Source organism: Streptomyces sp. NPDC005281, assembly GCF_040607495.1.
GTDB lineage: Bacteria > Actinomycetota > Actinomycetes > Streptomycetales > Streptomycetaceae > Streptomyces.
In genome coordinates, this window is sequence record NZ_JBEXGX010000018.1 from 66,182 (window position 1) to 81,425 (window position 15,244).

The window sequence follows — 15,244 nt, forward strand, 5'->3', positions numbered from 1 at the left end:
CCTGACCAGCCAGTCCGCCTGTCGCTCTCAGGTCAATCTAGTGGTCCCGCGGGGCGAGTTCACCGTTTACGGGGCCGCGCCCGCACCGGGACCGGACCACCGCGCGTCCGTGCCTCTATGTCCACGGCGGACAACGGATTCCTCCGACAACGCCCACATGGCGCATGCCGAGCCCCCCTCCTCGGCTCTAGCCTGCGAAGAAAGAAGGCAAGCGTCCGAAAACCCCCCGCCCGGACCACCCCGCGTTCACCGGGGACCGTCCGGTTCGCAAGATCATCAGGGAGCCCCTCATGACCGCAGTTCCGCAGGAGCGCCGCGTCGTCACCGCCATCCCCGGCCCGAAGTCGCAGGAGCTCCAGGCCCGCCGGATCGCCGTGGTCGCGGCCGGCGTGGGGTCGACGCTCCCTGTCTTCACCGCGCGCGCCGGCGGCGGCATCATCGAGGACGTCGACGGCAACCGCCTCATCGACTTCGGCTCCGGTATCGCCGTGACGTCGGTCGGTGCGAGCGCCGAGGCCGTCGTGCGCCGGGCCTCCGCCCAGCTCCAGGACTTCACCCACACCTGTTTCATGGTCACGCCGTACGAGGGTTACGTCGCCGTCGCCGAGGCGCTCGCCGAGCTCACCCCGGGCGACCACGCCAAGAAGTCCGCCCTGTTCAACTCGGGCGCCGAGGCCGTCGAGAACGCCGTCAAGATCGCCCGCGCGTACACCAAGCGCCAGGCCGTCGTCGTCTTCGACCACGGCTACCACGGCCGTACGAACCTGACGATGGCGCTGACCGCCAAGAACATGCCGTACAAGAACGGCTTCGGTCCGTTCGCGCCCGAGGTCTACCGCGTGCCGGTCGCCTACGGCTACCGCTGGCTGACGGGCCCGGAGAACGCCGGTGCCGAGGCGTCCGCCCAGGCCATCGACATGATCAACAAGCAGATCGGCGCCGACAACGTCGCCGCGATCATCATCGAGCCGGTGCTCGGCGAGGGCGGCTTCATCGAGCCCGCGAAGGGCTTCCTGCCGGCCATCAGCCAGTTCGCCAAGGACAACGGCATCGTCTTCGTCGCGGACGAGATCCAGTCCGGCTTCTGCCGTACCGGCCAGTGGTTCGCGTGCGAGGACGAGGGCATCGTCCCGGACCTGATCACGACCGCCAAGGGCATCGCGGGCGGTCTGCCGCTCGCCGCCGTGACGGGCCGCGCCGAGATCATGGACGCGGCGCACGCCGGCGGCCTGGGCGGCACCTACGGCGGCAACCCGGTGGCCTGCGCCGGTGCGCTCGGCGCGATCGAGACGATGAAGGAGCTCGACCTCAACGCCAAGGCGAAGCACATCGAGTCGGTCATGAAGACCCGTCTCGGCGCCATGGCGGAGAAGTTCGAGATCATCGGCGAGGTCCGCGGCCGCGGCGCCATGATCGCGATCGAGCTGGTCAAGGACCCGGCCACCAAGGAGCCGAACCCGGAGGCGGCCGGCGCGCTCGCCAAGGCCTGTCACCAGGAGGGCCTGCTGGTCCTGACCTGTGGCACCTACGGCAACGTCCTCCGCTTCCTGCCCCCGCTGGTCATCGGCGAGGACCTCCTCAACGAGGGTCTCGACATCATCGAGCAGGCCTTCTCCCGCATCTGACGCGGAAGGCGCCGCAGCACCGGGACCCCGGAGACCGCCCACGGGCGGATTCCGTACGGGGTTCCGGTGCTGCGGCGTTCCCGTGGGGGCGTGTGAAGAAGGTGTGCGAGGTGCATGGCGGGACGCGAATCCATCTGTCGGAGCCGCACCCCCTGCCGTAGGTTCTAACCAGATCAGGGATGCACCCGTCCGCAGGGGACTGCGGGCTGTACCGGGCCGAGGCCGCCCCAGCTTCGCCCTGGTCGTGCCCTCGCGCACACACCCGGAGCTTGCGGCTCCGGTTCTCCTCACCGATCGGACAGCCGCCCGCCCCAAACCCCCCGGGGCGCGCGGCATTCCGGTCCGACCGGCCGCCCCGGAACCACCCCCCTGTTCCGGGGCGGCCGCTTCCCGTCTCTCTCCGGCCCAGCCCTTCCGCGGGCCCCCTCTCTGCCGGTTCCGCTTCTGCGGCCTCTTCCGCCGGCCGTGACGGGCGGGCCCGCGCCGAGACGGTTTCGGACAATGGCAGGCTGTCCCCCATGCCCCGCACGCCTCTGATGTTCGGCCTGCCCGCCCTCTGCTTCGTGCTCATCACCTGGCAGGTCGTGGCGGGCGGCCCGCTCGTGCGCCTGGACGAACGGCTGAGCGGCGCTCTCGTCCACCCGGACCGGTTCTCCGAACTGCTCGCCGACCTGGGCAGTGTCCAGGTGGCGGTTCCGGTCCTCGTGCTGGCGCTGTCCTGTGTCGCCCTGCGGAACCGCGCTACCGGTCTGGACCGATGGTGGCTGCCCCCGGCCGCCGCCGCGGTCCTGATGGCTCTCGTCCCCGCGGTGATCGTGCCCCTGAAGGAACTGATCGCCAGGCCGGGCCCCCCGGTCATGGGACCCGGCACCGGCTTCTACCCCTCGGGGCACACCGCCACCGCCGCCGTCGCGTACGGCGCGGCGGCCCTGCTCCTTCTCCCGCTGCTCCGCACGGCCGGTGCCCGGGGCGCGCTGCTGTGCGTCTGCGCGGCCCTGAACGCGTGCGTGGCCTTCGGTCTGGTCCGGCGCGGCTACCACTGGCCACTGGACGTGGTGGCCAGCTGGTGCCTCTGCGCTGTTCTGCTGTGCTCCCTCAGGCTCTTCCTCAGCCGAAGTACTGATCGAAGGTCCGCGCGAACTCCCCGCCTCCGAAGCGATCCCAGTTGACCGACCACGTCATCAGGCCGCGCAGGCCCGGCCAGGTGCCGTGTGTCGCGTACGAGCCGCAGTTGGTCTTCTTCGTGAGGCAGTCGAGCGTCTTGGTGACCTCGGCCGGTGCCACGTAGCCGTTGCCGGCGTTGGTCGTGGCGGGCATGCCGATGGCTATCTGGTCGGGGCGCAGGGGCGGGAAGACGTTGGCCGCGTCGCCCGCGACCGGGAACCCGGTCAGGAGCATGTCGGTCATCGCGATGTGGAAGTCGGCGCCGCCCATGGAGTGGTACTGGTTGTCGAGGCCCATGATCGACCCGGAGTTGTAGTCCTGGACGTGCAGGAGGGTCAGGTCGTCCCGCAGGGCGTGGATCACCGGGAGGTACGCTCCGGCGCGCGGGTCCTGGCCGCCCCACTTGCCGGTGCCGTAGTACTGGTAGCCGAGCTGGACGAAGAAGGTCTCCGGGGCCATGCTCAGGACGAACTTCGAGCCGTACTTGGCCTTCAGGGTCTTCAGCGCCGAGATGAGGTTGACGATCACCGGGGTCGTCGGGCTCTTGAAGTTCGTGTCGCTCGCGTCGAGGGAGAGCGAGTGGCCCTCGAAGTCGATGTCCAGGCCGTCCAGGCCGTAGGTGTCGATGATGTTCGAGACCGAGGAGACGAAGGTGTCACGGGCGGCCGCGGTGGTCAGCTGGACCTGGCCGTTCTGCCCGCCGATCGAGATCAGCACCTTCTTGCCCGCCGCCTGCTTGGCCTTGATCGCGGCCTTGAAGTCGGCGTCGCTCTCCACCGTGGGGCATTCGGAGACCGGGCAGCGGTTGAAGCGGATGTCGCCCGATGTGACCGAGGTCGGTTCGCCGAAGGCCAGGTCGATGACGTCCCAGCTGTCGGGGACGTCGGCCATGCGCGTGTATCCGGCGCCGTTGGCGAAGCTCGCGTGGAGGTAGCCGACGAGCGCGTGCGTCGGCAGGTCGGACGAGCCGCCGCCGCCCGAGCCGGCCGAGGTGGTCGCGGTGACCGTGGCCGACTTCGCGGACTCGCCCGCGTCGTTGGTCGCGGTGACCTGGAAGGAGTACGCGGTGGAGGCCGAGAGACCGCTCACGGTGGCCGAGGTCCCGGTGACGGTCTGGACCTTCGCCCCGTCACGGTGGACGGCGTACCCGGTCGCCCCGGACACCGCCGTCCAGGACAGTCCGACCGAGGAGGACGTGACCGTGCCGGTCTTCAGGCCGGTGGGCGCGGCCGGCGGCTGCCCGGCGTCGACGCCGGGGCCGGTCAGCGAGAGGTCGTCGGCCCAGTAGGCGCCGGTGCCGTACCAGCCGTGGGTGTAGATCGTGACCTGAGTGGTGGCGGCGCCCGTGCGGAAGGTGGTGCTCAGCTGCTGCCAGTCGGTGGCGGACGGGGTCCAGGTGCTGACGTCGGTCGTACCGGTGCCGGTCGCGCCGAGGTAGACGTAAGCGCCGCGGACGTAGCCGGAGAGGGTGTACTGCGCGTCGGGCTTCACGGTCACGGTCTGCGAACACTGGGCGTAGTCGCTGCCGGCCGGGGTCGCCATCATCGCCGAACTGCCGCCGTGCACAGGTGAGTTGACGGTGGTCGACGCCGTGCAGGTCCAGCCGCTCAGACCGGACTCGAAGCCGCCGTTCCTGGCGAGGTCGGCGTCGGCCGCCCGGGCGGCCGACGAGAGCGCGACCAGGCCGGGCACGGCCAGGGCGGTGGCCGTACAGGCGGCGAGCAGCCTCCGGCGACGGCGTGCGAGGGGTCTGCCGTGTCGGGTGGGGTCCATGATTGCCTCCGGGCATGGGGGAGTTGGAGGATGGAGCGCGCGCCCAACTTGGTCCAGACCAATTCGGTTGTCAAGTCCTCCGACAGGCAACGGAGTTCGGGCGGGCGCCGGAACAGCGCCCTCACCGCCTCCCGTCCCGTTTCCCGGCGAGGCCCGCCGCCGCCTCGTGCATGGCCAGTTCGAGCAGGGCCGGGTCGGTGAGCGTGCCCGAGCCGTCGGGCGGGACCAGCCAGCGGACCCCGCCGGTCGCCCTCCCCGGATACGGCACCACGATCCAGGTGCCCTGGCCCGCCGTGCGCACCCCCGTGCCCAGCCATCGGGCAGCGGTGCCCGCGGGCACGAAGAAGCCCATCCGGGCGTCGCCGAAGTCGACCAGCACGGGCCCCGGTTGGTCGATCACCCGGGTCAGGACGTCGAGGGTCGGGTAGCCGAGCTCGCCCGGCAGGATCAGGACGTCCCAGGCCCTTCCCGCCGGCAGCAGCGCGATGCCCCGGGGATTGCGCTCCCACTCCCAGCGGCAGGCCTGGGGGTCCGGAGCCACCGATGCCAGCCACTCGACCGCCGCCTTGGGCCCTGTCATGACGGAACCTCCCTCTCGTGTCGACGCGGGTCGCGTCACAGGGGAGAGGGAGGTCCGGGTCGTGCATTACGCGGGTTCCGGCCATGAATTGACAAGAATTCGAATAGCCCTGTCACCCGGCACGTTTCCCCGGGTGGGGGGGTGTTCGGGGGTGCTCGCTTCAGCTGTCGAAGCCGAGGCCCAGCCTGTCCATCGTCCGCAGCCACAGATTGCGCCGGCCGCCGTGCGTGTCCGCCCGGGCCAGCGACCACTTGGTGAGCGCGATACCGGTCCAGGCGAACGGCTCGGGCGGGAACGGCAGCGGCTTCTTGCGGACCATCTCCAGCTCGGTGCGTTCGGTGCGCTCCCCCGCCAGCAGGTCGAGCATCACATCGGCGCCGAACCGGGTGGCGCCCACCCCGAGGCCCGTATAGCCGGCCGCGTAGGCGACCTTGCCGCCGTGGGCCGTGCCGAAGAACGCCGAGAACCGGGAACAGGTGTCGATCGCGCCGCCCCAGGCGTGGGAGAAACGGACGCCCTCCAGCTGCGGGAAGCAGGTGAAGAAGTGCCCGGCGAGCTTGGCGTACGTCTCGGGGCGGTCGTCGTGCCCGGCGTTCAGCCGGCCGCCGTAGGGGTAGATCGCGTCGTAGCCGCCCCACAGGATCCGGTTGTCGGCGGACAGCCTGAAGTAGTGGAACTGGTTGGCCGAGTCGCCGAGCCCCTGACGGTTCTTCCAGCCGATGGACGCCAGCTGGTCGGCGCTGAGCGGTTCGGTCATCAGCGCGTAGTCGTAGACCGGGACGGTGTACGGGCGCACCCGCTTGACCAGGTTCGGGAAGATGTTGGTGCCGAGCGCCACCCGGCGGGCGCGGACCGAGCCGTACGGGGTGCGGACGGCCATGCCCGCGCCGTACGGCTTCAGTTCGAGGGCGGGAGTGTGCTCGTACACCCGCACTCCGAGCTCCAGGCACGCCCGCTTCAGGCCCCACGCCAGCTTCGCCGGGTGGAGCATGGCGACGCCTCGACGGTCGTGCAGCCCGGCCAGGAAGGTCGGGGAGTCGACCTGTTCCCGTACGGCCTCGGTGTCGAGGAACTCGATGCCCTCGGCGAGGCCCCGGCGTTCCAGCTCCTCGTGCCACTCCCGCAGTTCGGCCGCCTGGTACGGCTCGGTGGCGACGTCGATCTCACCGCTGCGCTCGAAGTCGCAGTCGAGGGAGTAGCGGGCGACGGCCGCCTCGATCTCGTCGAGGTTGCGGGCGCCCAGCTCCTCCAGCTTCCCGATCTCGTCCGGCCAGCGGGTGAGCCCGTTGGACAGGCCGTGGGTGAGGGAGGCGGCACAGAAGCCGCCGTTGCGGCCCGAGGCGGCCCAGCCCACCTCGCGGCCCTCCACCAGGACGACATCCCGCCCGGGGTCGCGCTCCTTGGCGATCAGCGCGGTCCACAGTCCGCTGTAGCCGCCGCCGACGACCAGCAGGTCGCAGGTCTCGGCGCCGGTGAGCGCGGGCTCGGGGCGGGGTTTGCCGGGGTCGTCCAGCCAGTACGAGACCGGCTGGACGTCGGAAAGGGATTTCGTCCACTGATTACCACTGGTCATGGCGCTTGGGGCCATGATTTCCAACTCCCTACGAGCGTGACGATTGTTGCGGGTGTTATGCCTTTTGCCTGTTCCGGCGATTTCCGATGAGCATTCCGGACAGGACGAACAGTACGGCGACGAGGAACATGGCCGTTCCGATGACATTGATCTGAACGGGTGTTCCGCGCTGTGCCGAACCCCAGACGAACATGGGGAACGTGACGGTCGAGCCCGCGTTGAAATTGGTGATGATGAAATCGTCGAAGGAGAGCGCGAAGGCGAGCAGCGCGCCCGCGGCGATTCCGGGGGCCGCGATGGGCAGGGTGACCCGGAGGAACGTCTGCGCCGGGCCGGCGTAGAGGTCCTGGGCCGCCTGTTCCAGCCGCGGGTCCATCGACATGACACGGGCCTTGACGGCCGTGACGACGAAGCTGAGGCAGAACATGATGTGGGCGATCAGGATCGTCCAGAAGCCCAGCTGGGCGCCCATGTTGAGGAACAGGGTAAGCAGCGAGGCGGCCATGACGACCTCGGGCATCGCCATCGGCAGAAAGATCAGCGAGTTCACGGCGCCGCGCGCGCGGAAGCGGTAGCGGACCAGCGCGAAGGCGATCATCGTGCCGAGGACGGTGGCCCCGATCGTCGCCCAGACGGCGATCTGGAGGCTGAGTCCGAGCGAGCCGCACATGTCGGCGACGCCGCACGGATCCTTCCAGGCGTCCGTGGAGAACTGCTGCCACTCGTAATTGAAGCGCCCCTTCGGTTTGTTGAAGGAGAACACGGTGACCACGACGTTGGGCAGCAGCAGATAGGCCAGCGTCAGCAGTCCCCCGATGACGACGAGATGGCGCTTGAGCCAGTTGACGAAGGGCATTTAGACCAGATCCTCCGTCCCGGACCGGCGAATGTAGACCGTGACCATGAGAAGGATCGCGGCCATGAGAATGAAGGAGAGCGCGGCGGCCGTCGGATAGTCCAGGATCCTCAGGAACTGGGTCTGGATGACGTTGCCGATCATGCGGGTGTCGGTCGAGCCGAGGAGTTCCGCGTTCACGTAGTCACCGGCCGCCGGGATGAAGGTCAGCAGCGTTCCGGAGACCACGCCCGGCATCGACAGCGGGAAGGTGACCTTGCGGAAGGTCGTCCAGGGCCTCGCGTACAGGTCGCCCGCGGCCTCGTGCAGCCGGCCGTCGATGCGCTCCAGCGAGGTGTAGAGCGGCAGGATCATGAACGGCAGGAAGTTGTACGTCAGACCGCACACCACGGCGAGTGGTGTCGCGAGGACGCGGTCGCCGGCCGTCCAGCCGAGCCAGTCGGTGACGGAGAGGACGTGCAGCGAGTTCAGCGTGTGCACGACCAGGCCGTTGTCGGCGAGGATCGTCTTCCAGGCCAGGGTGCGGATCAGGAAGCTGGTGAAGAAGGGGGCGATCACCAGGATCATGATCAGGTTGCGCCAGCGGCCCGCGCGGAAGGCGATCAGATACGCCAGCGGGTAGCCGAGCAGCAGGCACAGGATCGTCGCGCCGGCCGCGTAGAAGACCGAGCGCAGGAACTGCGGCCAGTACTCGGCGATCGCGTCCCAGTAGGTCGCGAGGTGCCAGGTGACCTTGTAGCCCTCCTCCAGGGAGCCCGTCTGCACGGACGTGGAGGCCTGGTAGATCATCGGCAGCGCGAAGAAGACGACGAGCCACAGGAGTCCGGGCAGGAGCAGCCAGTACGGGACGAGGCGGCCGCGCTTCTTCGGCGGCTTCGTCGCGGGCTGCGGCGCGAGCGGTGGCGCTTCGGCCTCGGTGACGGTGGCCATCAGGCGGCCTCCTCCTCGGCCGTCTCGACGCCCGCCTCTATGTCCTGGGCGGCGTCGAGTCCGAAGGTGTGCGCCGGGCTCCAGTGCAGGACGACGTCGGCGCCGGGCACGAGCCGGGAGTCCCGGTCGATGTTCTGGGCGTAGACCTCGAACTCGGGACAGACGGCGCTGTCGATGACGTACTGGGTGGAGACGCCGATGAAACTGGAGTCGGCGATCTTGCCGGTGATCCGGTTGCGGCCGACGGGTATCTCGCCGGCGTCGTCGGCGTGCGTGAGGGAGATCTTCTCCGGGCGGACACCCACGAGGACCTTGCCGCCGGTCGTGGCGGTCGCGGAGCAGCGTGCCACGGGGAGCACCAGCTTGCCGCCGCCCGCCTTGAGCACGATCTCGTCGCCGCCGCGGGAATCGACCTCGGCCTCGATGAGGTTGGAGGTGCCGAGGAAGTTGGCGACGAAGGTGGTCTGCGGGTTCTCGTACAGGTCGGCGGGCGCGCCGAGCTGCTCGACCCGGCCCGCGTTCATCACGGCGACGGTGTCGGCCATGGTCATGGCCTCCTCCTGGTCGTGCGTGACATGGACGAAGGTGATGCCGACCTCGGTCTGGATCCGCTTGAGCTCCAGCTGCATCTGGCGGCGCAGCTTGAGGTCGAGGGCACCGAGGGGTTCGTCCAGGAGCAGCACCTTGGGGTGGTTGATCAGCGCGCGGGCGACCGCGACGCGCTGCTGCTGGCCGCCGGAGAGCTGGTGCGGTTTCTTGCGCGCCTGCTCGCCGAGCTGGACGAGGTCGAGCATGTCGTCGACCTGCTTCTTGACGCTCCTGATCCCGCGCCGGCGCAGGCCGAAGGCGACGTTCTCGAAGATGTCCAGGTGCGGGAAGAGCGCGTACGACTGGAAGACGGTGTTCACCGGCCGCTTGTACGGCGGCAGGTACGTCACCTCCTGGTCGCCGAGGTGCACGGTGCCGGAGGAAGGTTCCTCCAGACCGGCGATCATGCGCAGGGTGGTGGTCTTGCCGCAGCCCGAGGCACCGAGCAGGGCGAAGAAGGAGCCCTGCGGCACGGTCAGGTCGAGCGGGTGCACGGCGGTGAAGGAGCCGTAGGTCTTGCTGATCCCGGTGAGGCGGACGTCGCCGCTGGATTCTGTCGTCATCATCGTCACGCCCCTGTGAGCTTCGCGAACTTCTCTTCGTAGGCCGTCTCTTCCTTCTGGCTCAGCGCGCGGAAGGAGTGGGACCTGGCCTGCATGGCCTTGTCGGGGACGATCAGCGGGTTGTTCGCCGCGTCCTGGTCGATCTTGGCAAGGTAGGGCTTCACGCCTTCGACCGGAGTCGCGTAGTTGATGTACGCGGCGAGCAGGGCTGCCTGCTCCGGCTCGTAGTAGAAGTCGATCAGCCGCTCGGCGTTCGTCTTGTGACGCGCCTTGTTGGGGACCAGCAGGTTGTCGGTCGACGTCATGTAGCCGCTGTCGGGGATGACGTAGTCGACGTCCGGGCTGTCGTTCTTGAGCTGGACGATGTCGCCGGCCCAGGCCACACAGGCCGCGATGTCGCCCTTGGTCAGGTCGGAGGTGTAGTCGTTGCCCGTGAAGCGGCGGATCTGGCCCTTGTCGACGGCCTTCTGGAGCCGGGCTATCGCCGCGTCGAAGTCGTCGTCGGTGAAGTTCGCCGGGTCCTTGCCCATGTCGAGCAGGGTCATGCCCATGGTGTCGCGCATCTCGGACAGGAACGAGACGCGGCCCTTGAGCTTCGGGTTGTCGAGGAGGTCGGAGACCGACTTCACCTCGATGCCGTCGAGCGCCTTCTTGTTGAAGGCGACGATGGTGGGGATGCCCTGCCACGGGTACGAGTAGGCGCGGCCCGGGTCCCAGTCGGGGTTGCGGAACTGCGGCGACAGGTTGGTGTAGGCGTGCGGCAGGTTGGACGGGTCGAGTTTCTGCACCCAGCCCAGCCGGATCACGCGCGCGGCCAGCCAGTCGGTGAGGACGATCAGGTCACGGCCGGTGGGCTGCCCGGCGGCGAGCTGCGGCTTGATCTTGGCGAAGAACTCGTTGTTGTCGTTGATGTCCTCGGTGTACTTCACCGAGATACCCGTCCGCTTACGGAAGGTCTCCAGCGTCGGGTGGTGCTTACCGCTGTCGTCGAGGTCGATGTACTCGGTCCAGTTGGAGAAGTTGAGGGTCTTCTCCGTGGCCGAGTGGTCCTGGGCGGACGTGCCGCCCTGCGTCCGGCCGGCCGCGGGGATCCCGCAGCCGCTCAGTGCCCCGAGACCTCCGACGGCCAGTGCGCCGCCCGCCGAGGCGCGCAGCAGTGACCGGCGGGTGAGGGCCGCCCTGCCGTTCCGGAAGCTGCGCCGCATGGCGGCCAGTTGTACCGGGGACAGGCGTTCGGGCTCGTACTGCTCCATGCTCTGATGCCCTTTCGGAAGGGTCGCGGCCGTGGTCGCGGCCTGGTCTGCCACAGGGCCGTAGCCGGTGTACGGGCTACGGCCGGTCCCCGAAGACCGTGCGGTGCCAGTCCTTCTCGGCGACCGCGGTGTTGTCGAACATGACGTGCTTGACCTGTGTGTACTCCTCGAAGGAGTAGGCGGACATGTCCTTGCCGAAGCCGGACGCCTTGTAACCGCCGTGCGGCATCTCGCTGATGATCGGAATGTGGTCGTTGACCCAGACGCAGCCGGCCTTGATCTCGCGGGTCGCGCGGTTGGCCCGGTAGACGTCGCGGCTCCAGGCGGAGGCGGCGAGTCCGTACGGTGTGTCGTTGGCGAGCGCGATGCCCTCGTCGTCGGTGTCGAAGGGGAGCACCACGAGCACCGGGCCGAAGATCTCGGCCTGGACGATCTCGCTGTCCTGCGCGGCGTCGGCGACGAGCGTGGGTGCGTAGTACGCGCCGCTCTTGAGGTCTCCCTGGGGAGCCTCTCCGCCGGTGACCACGCGTGCGTAGCCGCGGGCCCGGTCGACGAATCCGGCGACACGGTCGCGCTGGGCGTGCGAGATCAGCGGGCCGAGGTCGGTGCCGGGCGCGAACGGGTCGCCCACGCGGACGCTCGCCATCAGGGTGGCGGTGCGCTCCACGAACGCCTCGTAGAGCGGCCGTTGCACGTACGCGCGGGTGGCGGCCGTGCAGTCCTGGCCGGTGTTGATGAGCGATCCGGCGACCGCGCCGTTGACGGCGGCCTCCAGGTCCGCGTCGTCGAAGACGAGGAAGGGGGCCTTGCCGCCGAGCTCCAGGTGCAGGCGCTTGACGGTCGAGGTGGCGACCTCGGCGACCCGCTTGCCGACGGCCGTCGACCCGGTGAAGGAGGTCATGACGACGTCGGGGTGGGCGACGAGATGTTCGCCGGCCTCCTTGCCCAGACCCGAGACGATGTTGATGACACCGTCCGGGATGCCGGCGTGGGTGGCCGCCTCCGCGAACAGCAGGGAGGTGAGCGGGGTCAGCTCGGCGGGCTTCAGCACGATCGTGTTGCCGGCCGCGACCGCCGGGAGGATCTTCCAGGCGGCCATCTGGAGCGGGTAGTTCCAGGGCGCGATGGAGCCGACGACGCCGATGGGTTCGCGGCGTACGTACGAGGTGTGGTCGCCGGAGTACTCACCGGCCGACTGGCCCTGGAGATGCCGGGCGGCGCCCGCGAAGAACGCGGTGTTGTCGATGGTTCCCGGGACGTCGAACTCGCGGGTCAGCTTGAGGGGCTTTCCGCACTGGAGCGACTCGGCCTGGGCGAACTCCTCGGCCCGCTCGGCGAGCACGGCGGCGAAGCGGTGCAGCGCGTCGGACCGCTCTCCCGGAGTGGTGGCCGCCCAGCCGGGGAACGCCGCGTGGGCGGCGGCGACCGCCGCGTCCACGTCTGCGGTGCTCGCCAGCTCGTACGTGTACACCTCCTCGCCGGTGGCGGGGTTCACGACCGCGTGCGTACGACCGGAGGTGCCCTTGGTGAGACGGCCTCCGATGTACTGCGCGCCGTCCGCGAGGCGGTCCTGCGCCTGGAAGCGATGGCCCGGATTGTGCATGTCGCTCTCCTCCGCCGTCCTCCCCGTCGAGACGGGGGTCGGCGTAGCTCCAGCTCGATTTGAGTGCCGATCCTGACAGAGCAAAGGGACTCCAACAAGTGATTCCGTTGTTGCCTTTTGGTTACGCGACGGAATCCTTCGACCAGGTGTCGAGTCCTCCTGGAAAAGGCGGGACGGTCTGTCAGTGGTGCGTGCCACAGTGGCGTGCATGGGGAAGATCGATGCACGGGACGCGCTGGTCAGTGTGGTCGAGTCGGGGGCGCCGGTGAAGTATCTGCACTTCTGGGGGCATCGCCCGAGGGCGGACGGCGAGGTGGGGTCGAGCTGCCTCAGCCAGTGGTGGCCGTCACCCTTCGTGGCCGAGGGAGTCGCGTACGCGACGGCGGAGCACTGGATGATGGCGGCCAAGGCACGACTCTTCGGCGACGCCGAGGCCGAGCGGCTGGCGGTCGGCGCGGCGAGCCCCGCGCTCGCCAAGAAGGCCGGGCGGCTGGTGCGCGGCTTCGACGAGGCGGTGTGGGAGCGCGAACGGTTCGGGATCGTCGTCGAGGGCAGCGTCCACAAGTTCGCCGCCCACCCCGGCCTGAAGTCGTTCCTGCTGGGCACGGGTGAGCGAAGCGAGATGGGGGTCCCCCCGGCCGAAGGCTGGGGGAGGGTGCTGGTCGAGGCCAGCCCCATGGACCGGGTCTGGGGAATCGGTCTGGCCGCCGACGACGAGAGAGCCGCGGACCCGCGCCGCTGGCGCGGGTCGAACCTGCTGGGATTCGCCCTGATGGAGGCACGAGAGCGGCTGCGCTAGCCGCTGGGCCCCGGGGGTCTGGCTTCGGCAGTCGGGCCCCGGGAGTCGAGAGGGGCGCCGGGTCCCGCGGGCGGCCTCGTCCGATGCTTCTCCCGGGTCCGCCGACCGTCCGCGCGGCGGGCGGCGGCCTCGGCTCGGCGGCGCCGGTACGGCTCCGTGGGCGCGGGTCGGTGCGCTCCGGCGCGAGGCACGGGTGCGTGCCGGCACGACTCCGGGCCGGGCTCGTCGGCGCGGCCCTACGAGTGCGCGATGACGCCGTGCCCCGGATGCGACGGTGGGTGAACCGGCTGAGACTGTGCGGGTGACCGGCATCGACGCGCGGGACGAGACCGCGCCCACAGCACCCCGCGCCCCGAACCAGTCGCTGGCACTGGCGGCGATGCTCTTCGCCGTGGCGATGACGTTCATCGACCAGACGATCGTCTCCATCGCCGCACCGGACATCGTCCGCGAGCTGGGGCTCTCCGCCTCCGGGATGCAGTGGGTGGTGAACGCCTACCTGCTGTCGCTGGCCGCGTTCTTCGCGCTCGGCGGACGCATGGCCGACCTGTTCGGGCCACGCCGTGTGGTCGTCGCCGGCACCCTCGTGTTCGTCGTCTCGTCGGTGCTGTGCGGCTGCGTGCCCAAGGGAGACTTCGCCCAGACCTGGCTGATCGTCTTCAGGGCGACCCAGGGGTTCGGAGCCGCTCTCCTCTTCCCCGCGGCACTCGCCGTGGTGGTGGCCGTCTTCCCGGTACAGCGGCGCGGCCGGGCCCTGGCGTTGTTCTTCGGCCTGTCGGGAGCGCTGACGGCCATCGGCCCGCTGCTGGGCGGCTGGCTCACGGCGTGGACCTGGCGGGCGATCTTCTGGGTCAACGTGCCCGTCGCCGTCGTGGCCCTCGTGCTGACCGTGCTGGCGCGCATTCCCGACCGGCGGCGGGACGAACCGCTGGACCGTGTCGGGGCGCTGCTCATCGCGGTGGGCATGGGCCTGAGCGTGCTCGGTTTCCAGCAGGCCGCGTCCTGGGGCTGGGACAGCGTGGCGACCTGGGGATGCATCGCGGGTGGCCTCGTCGTCCTGATCATGTTCTGGCGCTACGAGCGGGACAGACAGCACCCGCTGGTCAACCTGGCCGTCTTCCGGGACAAGGCGTTCACCGTGGACTCCCTGGTGCTCTTCTTCGCCATGCTCGCCTTCGTCCCGGTCTTCTTCTTCGCCTCGGTGTACGCGCAGGTCTCGCTCAGCGCCTCGCCCAACCAGGCGGCGCTCTACCTGCTGTACTTCTTCGCCGGTTTCGCGATCGCCTCCCAGTGGGGCGGCCGCATGCTGGACAAGCAGGGCGCACGGCCGGCCATGAAGATCGGCACCGTCCTGGGCGCGGTCGGGTTCTACCTCTGGGCCGAAAAGCTGACCGATCTGTCGATGCACGACCAATGGCCGTACGTCGCCCTCTCCGGCGCCGGCATCGGCTTCATCCTGGCGCCCGCGTCCACCGACGCCGTCAACCGGTCCATCGGAGCCTCCTACGGCGAGGTCACCGGGATCACCCAGACCGTCCGCAACTACGCGGCGAGCGTGGGTCTCGCCGTCTTCGGGACCGTCCTGACACACACGATGACGGACAAGGTCGTGTCCACGCTGCGGTCCCACGGCATGTCGTCCGCCCAGGCACACGACGTGGCCGACGACATCGCCCAGGCCGTGACGGGCAACGCCGACACCCAGCAGCCCACGGGCACCGGCGCCGCCGCGTCGACCATGCGCGAGGTGATGGCGAGCGTGCGGACGGACTTCGCCGAGGCCAATCAGTACGTCTTCTACGGCATGGCGATCGCGCTCGCCGTCGGCTTCTTCTGCGCCCTGCGCCACCCCGGAGGCCGAGGAGGGACGGCGCCGCAGGACGAGGACGCGTCCGCCGCGGCCGACTGACACCGCTGCCGCCGGACCCGGTCCGTGG

At 69.6% G+C, this 15,244-nt stretch carries 12 protein-coding genes; 4 read left to right on the forward strand and 8 right to left on the reverse strand.

Annotated elements, in window-relative coordinates; translation table 11 throughout:
- Positions 1-290 precede the first annotated feature (290 nt).
- Positions 291-1,625, forward strand: coding sequence for a 4-aminobutyrate--2-oxoglutarate transaminase (gene gabT, locus ABZV42_RS24690; RefSeq protein WP_355986350.1), 1,335 nt, complete (start codon positions 291-293; stop codon positions 1,623-1,625).
- 518 nt (positions 1,626-2,143) lie between these two features.
- Positions 2,144-2,794: a phosphatase PAP2 family protein gene (locus ABZV42_RS24695; RefSeq protein WP_355986348.1), complete on the forward strand. Its 651-nt coding sequence runs from the start codon at positions 2,144-2,146 to the stop codon at positions 2,792-2,794.
- Here the strand turns inward: ABZV42_RS24695 and ABZV42_RS24700 are convergent.
- The 8 genes from ABZV42_RS24700 to ABZV42_RS24735 form a co-directional block, all read right to left on the reverse strand.
- Positions 2,733-4,562 (reverse strand): glycoside hydrolase family 18 protein, encoded by a 1,830-nt coding sequence (locus tag ABZV42_RS24700; protein WP_355986346.1) that lies wholly within the window; start codon positions 4,560-4,562, stop codon positions 2,733-2,735. The two genes, ABZV42_RS24695 and ABZV42_RS24700, sit on opposite strands and share 62 nt — an antisense overlap.
- 121 nt (positions 4,563-4,683) lie before the next feature.
- A complete protein-coding gene (locus tag ABZV42_RS24705; RefSeq protein WP_355986344.1) occupies positions 4,684-5,142 on the reverse strand; it encodes a hypothetical protein in 459 nt (152 codons plus the stop codon).
- A 160-nt stretch (positions 5,143-5,302) separates the two neighbouring features.
- Positions 5,303-6,730 carry an FAD-dependent oxidoreductase gene (locus ABZV42_RS24710; RefSeq protein ID WP_355986342.1) on the reverse strand — a complete coding sequence of 476 codons (1,428 nt, stop codon included), beginning with the start codon at positions 6,728-6,730 and terminating at the stop codon, positions 5,303-5,305.
- A 40-nt stretch (positions 6,731-6,770) separates the two neighbouring features.
- Entirely contained in the window at positions 6,771-7,571 is an 801-nt protein-coding gene (locus ABZV42_RS24715) for an ABC transporter permease (RefSeq protein WP_355986340.1), read from the reverse strand.
- Positions 7,572-8,501, reverse strand: a complete 930-nt coding sequence (locus tag ABZV42_RS24720) for an ABC transporter permease (protein ID WP_355986338.1) — start codon at positions 8,499-8,501, stop codon at positions 7,572-7,574. It lies immediately after the preceding gene.
- Positions 8,501-9,652 (reverse strand): ABC transporter ATP-binding protein, encoded by a 1,152-nt coding sequence (locus ABZV42_RS24725; RefSeq protein WP_355986390.1) that lies wholly within the window; start codon positions 9,650-9,652, stop codon positions 8,501-8,503. The genes ABZV42_RS24720 and ABZV42_RS24725 overlap by 1 nt, the downstream gene beginning before the upstream one ends.
- Before the next feature lie 5 nt (positions 9,653-9,657).
- Complete coding sequence (locus ABZV42_RS24730) at positions 9,658-10,905, reverse strand: spermidine/putrescine ABC transporter substrate-binding protein (RefSeq protein ID WP_355986336.1); 1,248 nt, start codon at positions 10,903-10,905, stop codon at positions 9,658-9,660.
- 76 nt (positions 10,906-10,981) lie between these two features.
- Positions 10,982-12,508 (reverse strand): gamma-aminobutyraldehyde dehydrogenase, encoded by a 1,527-nt coding sequence (locus tag ABZV42_RS24735; RefSeq protein WP_356053601.1) that lies wholly within the window; start codon positions 12,506-12,508, stop codon positions 10,982-10,984.
- A 208-nt stretch (positions 12,509-12,716) separates the two neighbouring features.
- Here ABZV42_RS24735 and ABZV42_RS24740 point away from each other — a divergent pair, with 208 nt between their 5' ends.
- Entirely contained in the window at positions 12,717-13,307 is a 591-nt protein-coding gene (locus ABZV42_RS24740; RefSeq protein WP_355986332.1) for an NADAR family protein, read from the forward strand.
- Positions 13,308-13,686: 379 nt separating this feature from the next.
- Entirely contained in the window at positions 13,687-15,216 is a 1,530-nt protein-coding gene (locus ABZV42_RS24745; RefSeq protein ID WP_356053651.1) for an MFS transporter, read from the forward strand.
- The last annotated feature ends 28 nt before the right edge of the window (positions 15,217-15,244 follow it).